14 protein-coding genes and 1 tRNA gene are annotated in these 14,841 nt (G+C 36.2%); 7 read left to right on the plus strand and 8 right to left on the minus strand.

Annotated elements, in window-relative coordinates:
- Nucleotides 1-2: 2 nt before the first annotated feature.
- The gene (locus G580_RS0101305; protein ID WP_028840700.1) at nucleotides 3-1,496 is read right to left on the minus strand and encodes a phytoene desaturase family protein; all 1,494 of its coding nucleotides are present in this window, start codon (nucleotides 1,494-1,496) and stop codon (nucleotides 3-5) included.
- Nucleotides 1,474-2,685, minus strand: coding sequence for a class I SAM-dependent methyltransferase (locus tag G580_RS09525; protein ID WP_051172959.1), 1,212 nt, complete (start codon nucleotides 2,683-2,685; stop codon nucleotides 1,474-1,476). Before G580_RS09525 ends, G580_RS0101305 begins: the two co-directional genes overlap by 23 nt.
- A gap of 244 nt (nucleotides 2,686-2,929) precedes the next feature.
- On the opposite strand from G580_RS09525, the gene G580_RS0101315 reads away from it, so the two are divergent.
- Complete coding sequence (locus G580_RS0101315; protein ID WP_028840701.1) at nucleotides 2,930-4,306, plus strand: deoxyribodipyrimidine photo-lyase; 1,377 nt, start codon at nucleotides 2,930-2,932, stop codon at nucleotides 4,304-4,306.
- A 29-nt stretch (nucleotides 4,307-4,335) separates the two neighbouring features.
- Here G580_RS0101315 and G580_RS0101320 read toward each other — a convergent pair.
- A tRNA-Asp gene (locus G580_RS0101320) sits at nucleotides 4,336-4,413 on the minus strand.
- A 321-nt stretch (nucleotides 4,414-4,734) separates the two neighbouring features.
- Between G580_RS0101320 and G580_RS0101325 the strand changes: the two genes are divergently transcribed.
- The 6 genes from G580_RS0101325 to era are packed head-to-tail and all read left to right on the plus strand — an operon-like array spanning nucleotide 4,735 to nucleotide 10,243.
- The gene (locus G580_RS0101325) at nucleotides 4,735-6,453 is read left to right on the plus strand and encodes a phosphoheptose isomerase (RefSeq protein ID WP_028840702.1); all 1,719 of its coding nucleotides are present in this window, start codon (nucleotides 4,735-4,737) and stop codon (nucleotides 6,451-6,453) included.
- Between the two features lie 8 nt (nucleotides 6,454-6,461).
- A complete protein-coding gene (gene hemB, locus G580_RS0101330) occupies nucleotides 6,462-7,439 on the plus strand; it encodes a porphobilinogen synthase (protein WP_028840703.1) in 978 nt (325 codons plus the stop codon).
- A gap of 3 nt (nucleotides 7,440-7,442) precedes the next feature.
- Nucleotides 7,443-8,204, plus strand: coding sequence for a septal ring lytic transglycosylase RlpA family protein (locus G580_RS0101335; protein WP_028840704.1), 762 nt, complete (start codon nucleotides 7,443-7,445; stop codon nucleotides 8,202-8,204).
- 12 nt (nucleotides 8,205-8,216) lie between these two features.
- Entirely contained in the window at nucleotides 8,217-8,939 is a 723-nt protein-coding gene (gene rnc, locus G580_RS0101340) for a ribonuclease III (protein ID WP_028840705.1), read from the plus strand.
- Entirely contained in the window at nucleotides 8,929-9,282 is a 354-nt protein-coding gene (locus tag G580_RS0101345) for a DUF1284 domain-containing protein (protein WP_028840706.1), read from the plus strand. Before rnc ends, G580_RS0101345 begins: the two co-directional genes overlap by 11 nt.
- 28 nt (nucleotides 9,283-9,310) lie before the next feature.
- Entirely contained in the window at nucleotides 9,311-10,243 is a 933-nt protein-coding gene (gene era / locus G580_RS0101350; RefSeq protein WP_028840707.1) for a GTPase Era, read from the plus strand.
- A 2-nt stretch (nucleotides 10,244-10,245) separates the two neighbouring features.
- Here the strand turns inward: era and G580_RS0101355 are convergent, their stop codons facing one another.
- The 5 genes from G580_RS0101355 to G580_RS0101375 all read right to left on the minus strand — a co-directional run bounded on the left by G580_RS0101355 (nucleotide 10,246) and on the right by G580_RS0101375 (nucleotide 14,785).
- Complete coding sequence (locus G580_RS0101355) at nucleotides 10,246-12,198, minus strand: methyl-accepting chemotaxis protein (RefSeq protein WP_028840708.1); 1,953 nt, start codon at nucleotides 12,196-12,198, stop codon at nucleotides 10,246-10,248.
- 143 nt (nucleotides 12,199-12,341) lie between these two features.
- Nucleotides 12,342-12,797 (minus strand): Fur family transcriptional regulator, encoded by a 456-nt coding sequence (locus tag G580_RS0101360; protein ID WP_038041273.1) that lies wholly within the window; start codon nucleotides 12,795-12,797, stop codon nucleotides 12,342-12,344.
- Between the two features lie 19 nt (nucleotides 12,798-12,816).
- Complete coding sequence (locus G580_RS0101365) at nucleotides 12,817-13,470, minus strand: ThiF family adenylyltransferase (RefSeq protein ID WP_038041313.1); 654 nt, start codon at nucleotides 13,468-13,470, stop codon at nucleotides 12,817-12,819.
- Between the two features lie 36 nt (nucleotides 13,471-13,506).
- Nucleotides 13,507-13,728 (minus strand): MoaD/ThiS family protein, encoded by a 222-nt coding sequence (locus tag G580_RS0101370; protein WP_028840711.1) that lies wholly within the window; start codon nucleotides 13,726-13,728, stop codon nucleotides 13,507-13,509.
- 19 nt (nucleotides 13,729-13,747) lie between these two features.
- Complete coding sequence (locus tag G580_RS0101375; RefSeq protein WP_028840712.1) at nucleotides 13,748-14,785, minus strand: tungsten cofactor oxidoreductase radical SAM maturase; 1,038 nt, start codon at nucleotides 14,783-14,785, stop codon at nucleotides 13,748-13,750.
- Nucleotides 14,786-14,841: the final 56 nt, after the last annotated feature.

The following is a 14,841-nucleotide window of genomic DNA, read 5'->3' on the forward strand; positions in this document are numbered from 1 at the left end:
ACTTAAACAAGAATCTTTTTTGTTTTTTGATGGATATGATTATAAAGGTTTAGGCAACCCAAAGCGACTCCTAAAAAGCCTTGTCCAGCAAAAGCGTGGTCTCCTAATAAATATAACCCACTGAAAGGGGTTATATTGTTTGGGATGTTCCATACAGAAGTTTTTGTCGTAAGTTGAAATCCACCAAGACAAAACCTACGCACATATTTAAAATAGGTAAAAGGGGTGGCAGAAAAGTATTCTTCCAAATCTTCCCTTCGTAAACCAGTTCTTTCAAGAAAAGTTTGGATGATTAATGCTTCAAGTTTTTTTCGTACAAACTTTAAATCGCTATCAGAAAGTTCCATCCACAGCTTTAATGGGGTATGGGTAGAAATAGTAAAGGTAAGGTAATCTCCTTTTTGTTCAAGAAAGGACAGATAAAGATATCCTGAGTTTAGAAGTCGCTTATCTTCTGATAAAACTAAAATTTTGGGATTAGTTTTATATCCAGAAAGCTTATCCCTTTTTATCTTGCCATATAAAACAAAAGCAGATAGATCACTTATTCCATTTCTAAACCTTTTGAAATAGTCAAAAAGATGAATATCTTCCTGAAAGAGACTGAGTTTCTCTAAAAAAGGTATGGCTAAAACTAACCTATCTGTATGTAACACTTCTTGGTTGGTGTATATCAGGTATCCACCGGAGGTTTGTTTTATTTTTATTACTTCACAGTTATATTTTATTTCAATTTCCTCATCGATGCAATCCCAGAGTTTTCCAAAACCACCTTCAACCTTACAAACACCTGTAAAGTTATATCCTAAAGCCAAAGTTAGGGCAAGGGCTGAAGTTTTTTCTAAACTCGTCTGAGAAACTATAAAGTTTAGACCTTGTAAAACTTCGAAAAGTTTTTTTGGTAAGTTAGGATAAAATGTTTTGATTAACTTTAATCCTTTTGTTTTTGATAGGGTAAGATACTTTAAAATCCTTGAGGGAGAGTTTTTTAAAAAATATGCTACCCCTTTTATCAGCCATTCATAAGAAGTATATGCCTCAGGTATAAATATAGGGCTGGTTAAAAGTTCTTGAGTTATAGCGTATACATGTTTAAAGAAAGGTTTGTGGCCTTTGTGTTTACAGAATCGGTTAAATGATTCTATGGTTCTATCGGGATCAGAATATACAGCCAGAGAAATATCATTACCTAAGTCTACTTCGATAGTTGGATCAAGAAATTTGAATAACGGAGTTACCCTGGATTTTATCCCCAGTATGTAAAATAAACGGTCCAAGGGATAGTCTGGGAAAAGACCTGCGATGGTTGTGGCACCTGCATTATAGATTGTTCCGTTTCGGTTAAAAGTTGAGGCACAACCCCCTAATCGATTACCTGCCTCTAAGAGTATCACTTCATGTCTAAGGCTTTTAAAAAGTTGAGCTCCTAAAATTCCACCTATTCCACCACCTATTATCAACAAAGCTCCATCCTTATTGATCGGATTTCTTTCCATAAACCACATAAAGAGGGTCTGAAAAATTAGAGGCAAAGGACCATCTGTCTTCTACAGGACGAGGATAGCCACGGAGGCTGTAGGTTTCTAACTCATCCAACTCTTCAGTTCTTGCTAATAATTCCAACACGTAACCCATCCTTTCAAACTCGTGAAGGTCAATCCAAACTTTGATTACTTTGGTAGGAAAATAACGGTTTGAAAAAGAAAAGAAGATTTTCCCTCCGGGCTTTAAAATCCTTTTTACTTCCTTTAACAATTCAAGAGGACGAACCACATATTCGATAGAAAGATCACATACTACGACATCAAAGTAGTCACTCTCAAAAGGAAGGGTTGGGTCAGCGTTTAAGTCATGAACGACCCTGTGGTGAAGCCTTGAATTTGCCTCAAGTTCTCTCATGTTGATCCCAAGCCCATAAACCTCATAGTCTCCCTCAGGAAGATGGGACTCAAAAGAACTCATAAGGTCAAGCACTTTTCCTGATTTGGGAATTTTGTTCTCATAAAATCTGATTAAGTTGTGATGACATGTCCTATCAATATGACCTATAAGTCTTGGTTCATGATAAAAAATGGTATCTTCATTTTCATCTAAACGTGAAAAGGATTTAGGGTTATCTAATTCAAAGTCTGTAGGATTGTTCTTATAACGAGCCTGCATTCCAGGACCATTAAGACTCGCTTCCCAGAAGTTCTTACATCTTCCTCCAACCTCAGAGTCTTTTTTTGATATCTTTAATAGCTTTGCCTTAGCCTTTACTTCAAAAAGAGCCAGAGGATGATTAGCATCAAGAACAAAATTCCCAGAAGAATCTATATCCAGTATTCTTCCAGGAAAAGGATTACCTTCAAATATCCCAGGAAGACCTTTAAAAAATCCTAAAAGATAGAACCTCCCTTTCTTTAGTTTTAAGTATGAAAGAGATTTAGGAGGTTTAAACTGCCAATTTTTACACTCATAGACTTTTCTTTTTTCATAAGATATCATCGATTTTATCTCTGAAGAGTTAACCTCTATCTCTTCACCTTCTTGACCGTACATTACAAGGTCAGAAATTTTTCTGGGAAAAAGGTCCCCTTCGCGCCAAACGTTTACACTGCAAAAGTACTCATCTACATGTTTTGCAAGAGAACTTTCCCACATAATTTGTAAGACAACTTCAACTCTTCTTTTTTTTAAATCCATCGAAATCCTCCTACAATTTTTATTTACCCTTAAATTAATAGTTTAAACAATTTTTTGTTCTTTGGTTCCTGTTTTTGTCAGATTATTCTAAAGTTGAAAAAATCTTTAAAAACTTTAAATTTTATACTGTTAATGTTTCATTGATTGTGTCCAAATTTTAAGGGGTAAGGGTTTTCCCTCCTGGTAAAGATGATAAATTAACCCACAAAATCGATTTATAACTGGATTACAAACTATGAATTTTATGGAAAATATATTGGATAGGGTTGAATTTTTAAATCAGCATAAATTTAATGAGAAGGGTCAATACATTCTATACTGGATGTATCATTCTCAGAGAGAAGATCTCAATTATGCCTTAGAGTTTGCAATTTTTCTTTCTAATAAACACAAAAAACCACTTGTTGTCTACTTTCCCATAACAGACTTTTATTTTCATTCGAATAAAAGATATTATTTTTTTATGCTTGAGGGTGTACTAAAAACAAAAAATAAGATCGAAGATAGAGGGATTAAATTTCTATTAGAGTTAACCAACAAACCTTTTTACGAAGTAGTTATCGAAAAGTCTCGTGATGCTGCTGTGTTAGTTTTAGAAAAAGCTTATTTAAAATACCATAGAAAGATTAGACAGGAAATAGCCAGAAGGGTTGGTTGTTGTGTATATAGTGTGGAAGATAATGTCGTTGTCCCGATTAAGGTGGTTTCAACCAGATTAGAACCTTATGCAAGGACTATCAGGAATAAACTTTACTCTAAGATGCCTAAATATTTGAGAATACCTCCAAAATTAGATTTAAAGATAAAATCAGTTTCCATGGACTTTGGTTTTAACGAAGAACATCCAAAAGAGGTTGAAGAACTAATCAAGAGATTAAACATAGATAAAAGCGTAGAAGAGGTAACCAAACATTTTCGTGGGGGAGAGGAAGAAGCTTCTAATAAATTAGAAATTTTCATCAAAGAAAGACTTCACAAATATAGGACACTTCGATCAAATCCTGGTTATAACTATCAATCAGACTTAAGCCCATACTTGCATTTTGGGCAAATATCTCCAGTTAGGGTCGTTTTAGAGATTCTTAAGTTTTATGACAGAAGGGATGAAAACGTGGAGGCTTTTTTTAACGAACTGATAGTATGGAGAGAACTTGCACGTAACTTTTGTTATTACAATCCTTTGTATAACGAATTTGAAGGAATCCCCACGTGGGCCAAGCAGACCTTAGAAGAACATCTAAACGACAGGCGAGAATATGTATATAGCCTAAAGGATTTAGAAGAAGCCAACACCCATGATAGTTATTGGAATGCTGCACAAAAGGAACTTCTGAAGACTGGGAAAATGCATAACTACATGAGAATGTATTGGTGTAAAAAATTGATAGAGTGGACAACTCATCCTAAAGAAGCCTTCAACATAGCCTGTTATTTAAACGATAAGTACTCTTTAGATGGAAGGGACCCAAATGGATATTTAGGAATATCATGGTGTTTTGGAAGTTGCGACCATCCTTGGCCAGAAAGGAAAATTTTTGGAAAAGTAAGATACATGAGTAAAGAAGGACTTAGTAGAAAGTTTGATATGGATAAATATTTACAAAGAATCGATCGACTTTAGATAAGCTTAACTTAAGAAACTTACAAATATGGCGGGGCTGACGGGACTTGAACCCGCGGCCTCCTGCGTGACAGGCAGGCGCTCTAACCTTGCTGAGCTACAGCCCCACGTTATAAACATAAAAATAACATATCTTTCTAAAAATGCAACCCTCAACGTGTAGAGGTTTTAAAAAATTTTATTCTTTTTGCCTCAATTTTCTGATATAAAAAACCTTTTTAAGGCATCCCAAGTCTCTACAAATAAAAAGAAGTATCTCCTTTGTTTGCAGAGATCTTTCAAGAAGCTCAAAAGAATAAGCGCGTAAGGCAGAAATAATTCAGTCTTCTGCAATTACAACAAAGCGTTTTCAAATGCCCTTATTTGGCTTGACAAATCGTTCTTTTTTCTTAAAATACTTGGATAAATCAACCCAAAAGGAGTTTTAAATGTCTCAACCTCCCAAGATTGTTAAAACTTATCGAGATTTTGGGCACATCAAACGCCCGAGAAACCTGTCTAACGAACAAAAACAAGAGCTTTTACAAAGGTTGTTTCAAAAAGATCCCTCTCTTTTTAGTTCTGACCCAGCAATTCAAGAGAAGATAAAAAAACGTTTAGACTGGATAGACGGAGTTACTCCTATTCTACTTAAGATAAAAGATTATCAGACTTTTGCAGAAGAGGTAAAAGGTGAGTTTTCTCACATAGTTTGGTGTGGAATGGGTGGCTCTGCCCTTTTTCCGTTGGTATTATCTCAGATGTTTGGTCCTCAGCCAGGCTATCCTCAATTTTTGGTGGTTGATACCAATGATCCAGAGATTATCAAGCAAGTAGAAAACTTACCGTTAGAAAAGACCTTATTTTTTATCGTTTCTAAATCAGGGACTACGTTAGAGACCCTTTCTCATTTAAAGTATTTTTGGCAGAAATCAGAAGGAAAGGGCTTAAACCCTGGTAATCATTTTGTAGCTTTAACCGATCAGGGCTCTCCTCTTGAAGAACTGGCTAAAGAGCTTGGTTTTAGGAAGGTTTTTACCCATCCTCTTTTTATAGGTGGAAGATATGCCGCTCTTTCTGAAATTGGGTTTTTACCTGCGGCTTTGATGGGTCTTGATCTGAATAAAGCCTTAAGTTATGCCCAAAAGATGTATGAGGCTTGCCATGCAGACATTCCTTGGGGATATAACTTAGCTGCTTCTTTGGCTGAGTTTTTGGTAGAGGCTTATGTGCAGGGCCAGGATAAAATTTCTCTTATTACCGATCCATTGCTTAAACCCTTTGCCTTATGGTTAGAGCAACTATTGGCTGAAAGTTTAGGGAAGAATTATACAGGATTGGTGCCCATAGTAGGAGAATCTCCAGGATCTCCTACTGTTTATGGAAACGATAGAACTTTTATCTATCTAACCCTTAAAGGCAGAGAAAAGATTTATCAGAGGTTGATTTCAGACCTTACAGAAGAAGGTTTCAGGGTAAAAACCTATGTTTTGGATGAAAGATACGAAATTTTTGCTGAAGCTTTTCGCTGGATGTTAGCCACCGCCCTCTGTGGTTATTTTCTTACTTTAAATCCCTTTGATGAACCGGATGTGGTGCTTACCAAAGAAAAAACCAGAGAATTTTTAGAAAAGTTCAAACAAGAGAGGGATTTCGGCATAGAACTTTATTTAGACGAATCTACAGGTATTAGTTTCTATTATGAAGATACCATATCGATCGAATTTCCTAAATTTTCAGCCTTACTTAAGAAGTTCTTTAAGGATTTTTCTCCTTGGACTTATGTGGGATTGTTGGCTTATCTTCCCTCAACTCCTGAGATTGAAGACATTTTTAGGGATTTTAGGACACTTGTTCGTGAAAGAAAGAATTGTAGCACCGTTTTTGGTTTTGGACCAAGGTATCTGCATTCTACAGGACAGATGCATAAAGGGGGTCCTATTCTTTCAAGGTTTATGATTTTTACCAGAAAAGGTAGAAACCCTGAGCAGATAATCCCAGGGGAAGGATATACCTTTTGGGACCAACAGTTTGCTCAGGCCTATGCAGATTTTAAGGCCCTGGTAGAAAGGAAAAAGCCTGTTATCCTTATCCATCTTACAGAAAATTATAAGGAAGATTTGAAAACTTTTTATCATCTATTAGAAAAAGCCTTGAGTTTTGAATAGGAGGAAAGATGTTTTTCCCAGAGTATAGACCAAGAAGGCTAAGGAAAAACGAAAGCATCCGTTCCTTGGTAAGAGAAACCATTCTTACGGTAGATGATTTGATCTATCCTCTTTTTGTGTGCGAAGGAAAGGGAGTAAAACAGGAAATAAAATCTATGCCAGAGGTTTACCGGTTTTCTTTAGACCAGGTTATAGATGAAGTAAAGCAGGTGGTGGAATTAGGGATTAAAGCTGTCCTTCTTTTTGGGATACCTGATAAAAAAGACGAAGTAGGTAGTTCAGCCTATGCTAAAGAAGGAATCGTCCAAAAAACTGTTAGAACTTTAAAAGAAAAATTTCCTGACCTTATGGTTATTACAGACGTCTGTCTTTGTGAATATACTTCTCATGGACATTGTGGAATAATCAAAAATCATACGGTGGATAATGAAGCTACCTTAGAGCAACTTGCTAAGGTGGCTTTGTCTCATGCCAGAGCAGGGGCTGATATGGTTGCTCCTTCGGACATGATGGACGGAAGGGTAGGGCGGATTAGAGAAGCTCTTGATGAAGCAGGTTTTATTGATGTCGCTATCATGAGCTATGCAGTTAAATATTGTTCAGCTTTTTATGGGCCTTTTAGGGAGGCTGCTGATTCAGCTCCTAAGTTTGGTGACCGCAGATCATATCAGATGGATCCTGCTAACATAAGAGAGGCTTTAAGAGAGGCTTATTTAGACGTTCAAGAAGGTGCAGACATTTTGATGGTTAAGCCTGCTATGCCTTATTTAGACGTAATAAAAACAATAAGACAAGAATTTAACCATCCGTTAGCTGCTTATCAGGTTAGCGGAGAGTATGCTATGATAAAGGCTGCTTCTAAGTTGGGATGGCTTGATGAAGAAAAGATCATGTTTGAAAGTTTGATAGCCATTAAAAGAGCAGGAGCAGACTTAATTATCACCTATTTTGCCAAAAAGGTTGCTCAGGCCTTAGCTAAGAGATAGTTTATGATAATAAGATTAACCTGGGTGCTAGGTTTTTGTTTGTTTCTTACCGGGTGTGCAAAACCTCCTAAACCAGTAGTTTTAAATGACGAATACAGTCACTCAGCCCCCTCCTCAACCCTACCAGGCTGGTTAAAACCTTATACCATTAACGGGAAAACTTACTACCCTTTACCTTCAGCCAAAGGGTATGAAGAGGTTTGTGTGGCTTCCTGGTATGGGCCAGGTTTTCACGGTGAGTTTGCCGCAAGTGGAGAAGTATATAACATGTATGATTATACCGCAGCCCATAAAATACTACCTATGGGAACCTATCTTTTGGTCACAAACCTTGAAAACGGAAAACAGGTAGTGGTAAGGGTTAATGATAGAGGTCCTTTTGTAGGTGAAAGATGTCTTGACCTTAGTTATGCCGCAGCTAAAGAGTTAGGACTTATCGGTAAAGGCACGGCTAAGGTTAAAATCGTGGCTCTGGGAGAAGGAGAAATCAAGGACGATAAAATGGTATATACCTCTATTCCTGATTTTAATAAAGGCGAGTTCTATCTTCAGGTAGGGTCGTTTAAACAAAGAGAAAATGCTTTACAATTTAAGAGACAATTGGAAAAAGAGTCCTTTAAGGTGGAGATAGAACCTTTTATTAAAGGAGACTGTATCTTCTATAGGGTGCAGGTTTATTTAAGCAACGATTTACAACAGGCCTTAGCTCTTTCACAGACGCTAAAAAAACAAAGGTTTAAACATGCCTTTCTGGTTGCTCGTTAACGGTGTTAATCTATGGAAAAAGATCTGGAAGAACTGGAAAAAATCATAGAATTTCGATTTCATAATAAAGACCTGTTGAAGAGTGCTTTAACTCATAAGTCTTATAAAATAAATCATAAAGAATTAGCTTTAGAAGATAACGAAAGACTTGAGTTTTTGGGAGATGCTGTGTTAAATCTTTGCATTTCTCAGTGGATTTTTCATAAATACCAGAAAGATCAGGAAGGTGTACTTACTAAAAAAAGGGCATACCTTGTGTGTAAAGCAACTTTGATAAAGGTAGCTAAAAAATTGAATCTTTTAGACTATCTTTACTTAGGTAAAAGAGAGCAATTCCTCGATTTGAAAAGTAAAGAAAATATAGCTGCCAGAGCTTTAGAAGCCCTTATAGGGGCTATATTTTTAGAAGGTGGACTTGAAGTTGCCTGTGAAAAGGTGAAAACATGGTTTAAACCTTACTTAGTAAATTTTCCGAAAATTATAGGATATGATTACAAAACAGAATTGCAGGAATTTTTACAAAGTAGATATCATGAAAGACCTGAGTATGAGGTGGTTTCTGTTTCTGGACCTCCTCATAACCCTAAGTTTGAGGTGGTGGTAAAACTAAACGGAAAGATCTTAGGTAAAGCCAAAGGTCCTTCTAAGAAAGAAGCAGAAAACCTTGCAGCCAAAAAAGCCTTAAAACAACTGAAGGCTGAGGAAAGGGAGGAGTATATAAAAGGTGGAGCTTAGAGGACATCATCTAATCTGTTTGCAATTCTACAAAGGTTTAGGATATAATGAAGCTTTTGTAGAAAACCTAAACAAGGTGGTTGAGGCTTGGGAAAAATCTCCTGTGCTTATCGTCGAAGGCCCTGATGTGGTTTGTAAAGCCTGCCCTTATCTTGATGGCCAAGTTTGTAAGCTTAGTGATAAGATATCTCAAAAAGATCGTTTAGCGTTAGAGCTTCTTAAGTTAAAACCAGGCTTTTTGGTAAAAAAAGCAGAGATAAAGGATAAGCTTCCTAAGGTATGTGATAGATGGAAAAATGAGGCTTGTATAGACTGTTTGTGGAAAAAGTTTTGTTTTAAGTAAACAAATTTAAACATAGAGGTGTTTACAGATGAGTATAGAAACTAAAAGTTTTGAGGAAACAAAAGAGTCTAAAACCAGATCTGGGTTTGTGGCTATCGTAGGATTTCCTAATGTAGGTAAATCAACGTTATTAAACCGGATAATAGGCACTAAGGTTTCTATCGTAAGTCCAAAACCCCAAACTACCAGGTTTAACATAAAAGGTGTTCTTACCCAAGACAACTATCAGATAGTTTTCATAGATACCCCAGGGATTCATGACGCAAAATCTCTCTTTAATAAAATGATGGTAGAAGAAGCTTTAGAGGCTTTAGAAGAAGTAGATCTCATTTTATGGGTCGTAGATGTGACCCATAGATTACCTGAAGAAGAACGACTTTTAGACATCATCAAAAGAGCCGACAAGCCTACCATCTTGGTTTTAAATAAAATAGACCTTATCAAAAAGAGTGAACTTCTTCCTATGATAGACTATTTTTCTAAACTACATGACTTTAAGGCCATCATCCCTGTTTCTGCTTTGAAAAACGACGGAATCGAAAGGATCATCGATGAACTGGTGAAGCTTTTACCAGAAGGTTTTTTTTATTATGAACCAGAAAGGGTTACCGATTTACCTTTAAGTCTTCTGGTGGCAGAGATTGTCAGAGAAAAAATTTTTCAACTAACCTATCAGGAAATACCCTATAGTACCGCGGTTAAAGTGGAACAAATAAAAGAAGACGAAGAAAAAAACTTGCTTTATATCCAGGCAACGATATTTATCGAAAGAGACTCTCAAAAGGGTATCATCATAGGGAAACAAGGCCAGATGTTGAAAAAGATAGGCACCCTTGCAAGAGAAGAATTAGAATTTCTCTTAGGAAAGAAGATATACTTAGCCCTTTGGGTAAAAACACTAAAAGACTGGCGAGAAAAAGAAACCTATATCAGAAACTTAGCCATTCCGTTTAGGGAGTAAGCTTAGACTTTTTTAAACTCAGAAAGATAGATTTCTTGCATCTTATCTAACAGTTCTCTTAATTTCAGAGAATGCATTCCAATTTCCTTTTCTAAATTTCTAACCTTTTCTGTTTGACCAGAGTCATAGGCCAAAACGATTTCTTTAGCTAAAAGATGGCATTTCTTGTGAACTTCTTCAAACTCCTTAAAAACAGGTATGTTTCTAAACTTTGCCCCTTCCTCTCCATAATACCATTTACCTATGCCACAGCCTTGATAGTTTCCTATAATTTCAGCATTTAGCTTTTCCCAACCTTTTAGATGAGATTTAACTCTCAAGTACATCCTTTCATGGTCTCCTTTAAAGATATCGAAAAGGCTTTCTTTTAGTTTTTGAGTAACCACAGCGGTTGCTGTATGCCTTAGATCAGATGAAATCAAAATTAGGTGATAGATAGATTGCCCTAACTTTTCTATAAAACCATCTATTTCAGACGAAAGTTTGGCTACTTTTTCGACGTTTTTACTGATTTCTTCGCTGGCAACAGACTGTTGTTCTGTGGCAGCAGCGATTTGAGAGATAGCATCTTTAACATTTTGAGAAGAGGTTACGATTTGGTTTAAAACCTGTTTTACTTTTTCTAAAGAGGCTAAGGCATTCTCAACCTCTTTAGCGGTAGTTTCCATCTTGTTAAAGGCTTGGGTGGTATCTTGCTGGATGTTGCCTATTTTTTCTGCGATTTCTTGGGTAGCCTTTAATGTTTTATCAGCTAACTTTCTTATCTCATCAGCCACTACCGCAAAACCTTTTCCATGCTCCCCAGCACGAGCCGCTTCAATCGTTGCGTTAAGTGCAAGGAGATTCGTTTGGTCTGCTATATCTTTTATTAACTGAACGATGTAATCGATTTCTTCAGCCCTTTGATTTAAGCTATCCATCACCTGCTTTAGGGCCATGGTTTCCTGATTAGCTTTTAAAACAATACTACCTGTTTCTTCTGAAAGGGTTTGAGCCTCAAAAGCAACCTCGATATTATGAGAGGCTAAGTCTGACACAGAGGTTGCGTTTTTAGCAATGTCTCCGATGGTAGCTGTCATTTCCTCGATTGCTGCCGCTATTTGGGAGGCCTGATTTGCTAACTGTTTTGCATTCTCAGAGGTTTTATCTACATATCTAAAGTTTTCGTCTGTTGCATCAGCTAAGCGAGAAGAATAGGAAAGAGATTTTTCGTTAAGTTCGATAAAAGAGGTAAGTAGCTTGTGAATACTTCTTGCTACCCTTCCGGTGATGTCTTTATAGTCTATATAAGGCACTTTGACCGTTAAATCTCCCTCAGCCATCTTTTGCAAAACTAAAGCCAGATGGTCTAAAGGTTTATGAGAGACAATATAAGCTATATAAACCGCTAAGAAGGCTCCTATGATTCCTAAAAATCCAAGCACTCCGTAAGAGATTTGAGTTTTAGTGATGATAGAAAAGATATCATTATACTGGAGGGTTAACACCAGAGCCCCTAAAACCTCCCCTTCGTTTACCTTGTGGCAACTCAAACATCTGTTTTCAGCTTTAAGAGGGTAAATTCCTTTTAAGCTATCTTTTTCTTTAACGAAAAATTCTTTACCAGCTAATACTGCTTCTTTCTCTTTTGATGGTAAATCAAAAGAACCTTCTTTATTTCCGCCAAATTGAGCCTCAATTTTGGGGCTTTTTAAAACTTTAACGTTACCCAGAGAAGAGAGATAGTAATTTCTTAGTTCTTTATAATTAGGGCTTGCCATATCTTTGATTAAGGCTTCTTTTACAGCTTTAGCATAATGGGGTAATGTTTTAGTTTTAGCTTGATGAAGGTTTATATAGTATAGACTATAACTGGTTACAAAAACAGTAATTGCAATTCCTATAAAAAGAACTAAAACCAAGGGTATGGTAAGCTTCCACCTCAACCTGAGGTTCTTGTTTAAACTATCAAACATCCTGTTACCTCCTAACTTTTAAAAGTTACTAAAAAATTTTTATATTTAAAAAATGATAAAAGTCAAGAGAAATTTGTTTGAAAAAAGAAAAAATTTTTGAGAACCCCATAAAAACAAAAAGAGTTAGTTGAGAAAGATTGGTTTTACGATTTTTTGCAGTCTTTGCAAACACCGTAGGCTTGAATTTCTAAGGTTTCAACCTTAAAGTCAAAGTCTTTTTCTATATTTTCGGTTAAATCCTTTAAAACCTGATATTCCTCAGAAGGCATGTAGTTAATAATTTTACCACAAACTTTGCATATAAGATGATAATGGTCTCTTTCTTCCTGTTTTATGAATTCAAAACGAGCTTTACCTTCTTGAAATTCTAATTTTTTGATTATGCCAAGCTGAGTAAGAAGTTCTAAAGTTCGGTATACAGTAGCTAATCCTATACCAGGTAATATCTCTTTTAGCTTCCAAAAAATTTCTTCAGCTGTGAGATGGCCTTCTGTTTGACTGAGAAGGTTGAGTATGGCCTCTCGTGCCTGGGTTTTTCTTAAACCACACTCTTTAAAACCATGTTTTTTCCAACACCATCCACCATGTCTCATAATCATTTAATTAAACAAAACTTTCTTAAAAATGCAACTCTATTTTTTGATATTCCTGATTAAGTAGATCTATGTATAACAATTTCTTGGAAAGAAGTTCTCCTTTGTTTAAGATTATTTTTAACACCTCACACACCTGAATCCCAGCTACCACAGCAGGAGAAAAAGAAGGAGTTCCTAACTCTTTTTCTATTCCTTCTTTATGGTGTTTGTAGACGATAGATAAAGTCCTATCTCCTGGCAAAACGGTTGTGACCTGACCATACCATCCTGCTATCGCACCATGTATCAGAGGTATTTTTAGTTCTTCACAAACCTTTTCAAGAAGAATTCTATGGGGGATGCTATCAAGGGCATCTACCACCACCTCATGACCTGCGACCACCTCTTTTGCGTTTTTTTCTTCTATTCTGGTTAAAATAGGGTTTACTACTACATCAGGATTAACTTCTAAGATTCTTTCTTTAGCTACCAAAGCCTTTTTTTTCCCAAGGGTATTAACTGTACTAAAAAGCTGTCTATTTAGGTTGGTTTCTTCAAAGGCCTCATCATCAACCACAGTTATCCATCCTATACCAAGTCTTGCAAGCATTTCAACCACATATCCACCAAGGCCTCCACATCCAGCAACCAACACCTTAGTTTTTTTTAGTCTCTCTTGTTCCTCTAAAGAAAGCATTTTAAAGTTTCTTAGGTATTTTTTTTCTATCAAGGGTTAACCTCCTCCAACTGGTGGAAAAATGGCAATAACATCACCGTCAGAGATCGGTTCGTCTAAGGAGTAATCTCTTCCGTTGACCAAAAATATGGACACCTGTTTCTCTGGTATGCCAAGCTTTTCAAGGATAAATCTCCCGTTTATACCTGGAAAAAATTCAAAGTCAATTTCATTTGCTCTTCCTTCTCTTAAGGTGGCAAAAAGTTTAACCTTTATCATGTTTAAACCTCCTGCAATTTTAAGGACATAGAGCAAAACCTCTGCTCCACAAACAGTCTCCACAGGAAGGCATCAAAGCATAACAATCGCACTCAGAGGTTTTTACCAGTTCACAGCCATCTACCAGGTCACAATCGATACAAGAAGGGTACCTATTTGCATAGATCCGGTAGTAAAAATCTCTATATTGAGGACTTTGAAAAATTTCTGTTAGACTTTTTTCTCTTAAGTCTCCAAAGGGATGTTTTAATATTTGCTTTTTTCTACCAAAAATATATTCTATCATATTATGAGAAAACCGGTAGCAAGGATAAACCCTGCCGTCTGACCCTATCACCAAAGCTTTTTCCTCTATAAAAGGACAATATCTTTCAGTCTTAAGCTCAACCTTAGGCAAAACCAGTTTTAACCCACTCCTTAAAGCATAAAGTTTAACCTTTTCAAACAGATCCTTGAGTTCTTGGTTAAGGTACTTTTCATAGAGTATATTATCTTTATTGCTTTCTACCTGAGGCACAAGCTGAGAAATGATAAGTTGATAGGCTTCTATTTCATTACAAAGGTTTATAATCTTAAGAAGTTCTTTCTGATTTTCTTTTGATAACACAAACTCTACCAATAAAAGAGGATATTCAGACCTGAGTTCTTGCTTAATCTTATTTAGGTTTTTAAGATTTTCTATCAGATTGGTTAAGGGATATCCCCTTATCTTTTCGTAAACTTCAAAACTACCGTCGATAGAGACCACTAACTTTTTTATTTTAGTAGCAACTATTTCTACAAGGTCATCCTTCAATAGACTTCCGTTGGTAGTTAGCGTAAGATTAAATTTAGAAAACAGTTCTATTGCCTCTTTTATGTTAGGATAGAATAGAGGTTCTCCTATACCCCCTAAGACTATTTCTTTTAAATCTATATCTTTTATTTCCTTATAAATTTTTTCTAAAAGAAAAAAATCTAAATCTTGCAAGGTTTCTTCCCAGCCATGACGATAACAGATTTTGCAATTAAAGTTACATCTGTTGGTAAGTTCTAAGTATAGTTTTTCAAAAATCAAGAAATACCTCCTGTATAAGGAATGTTGAAAAAGGATCGATCGTTAAAAAGGGGCTT

This window comes from Thermodesulfobacterium hveragerdense DSM 12571, from assembly GCF_000423845.1.
Lineage (GTDB): Bacteria > Desulfobacterota > Thermodesulfobacteria > Thermodesulfobacteriales > Thermodesulfobacteriaceae > Thermodesulfobacterium > Thermodesulfobacterium hveragerdense.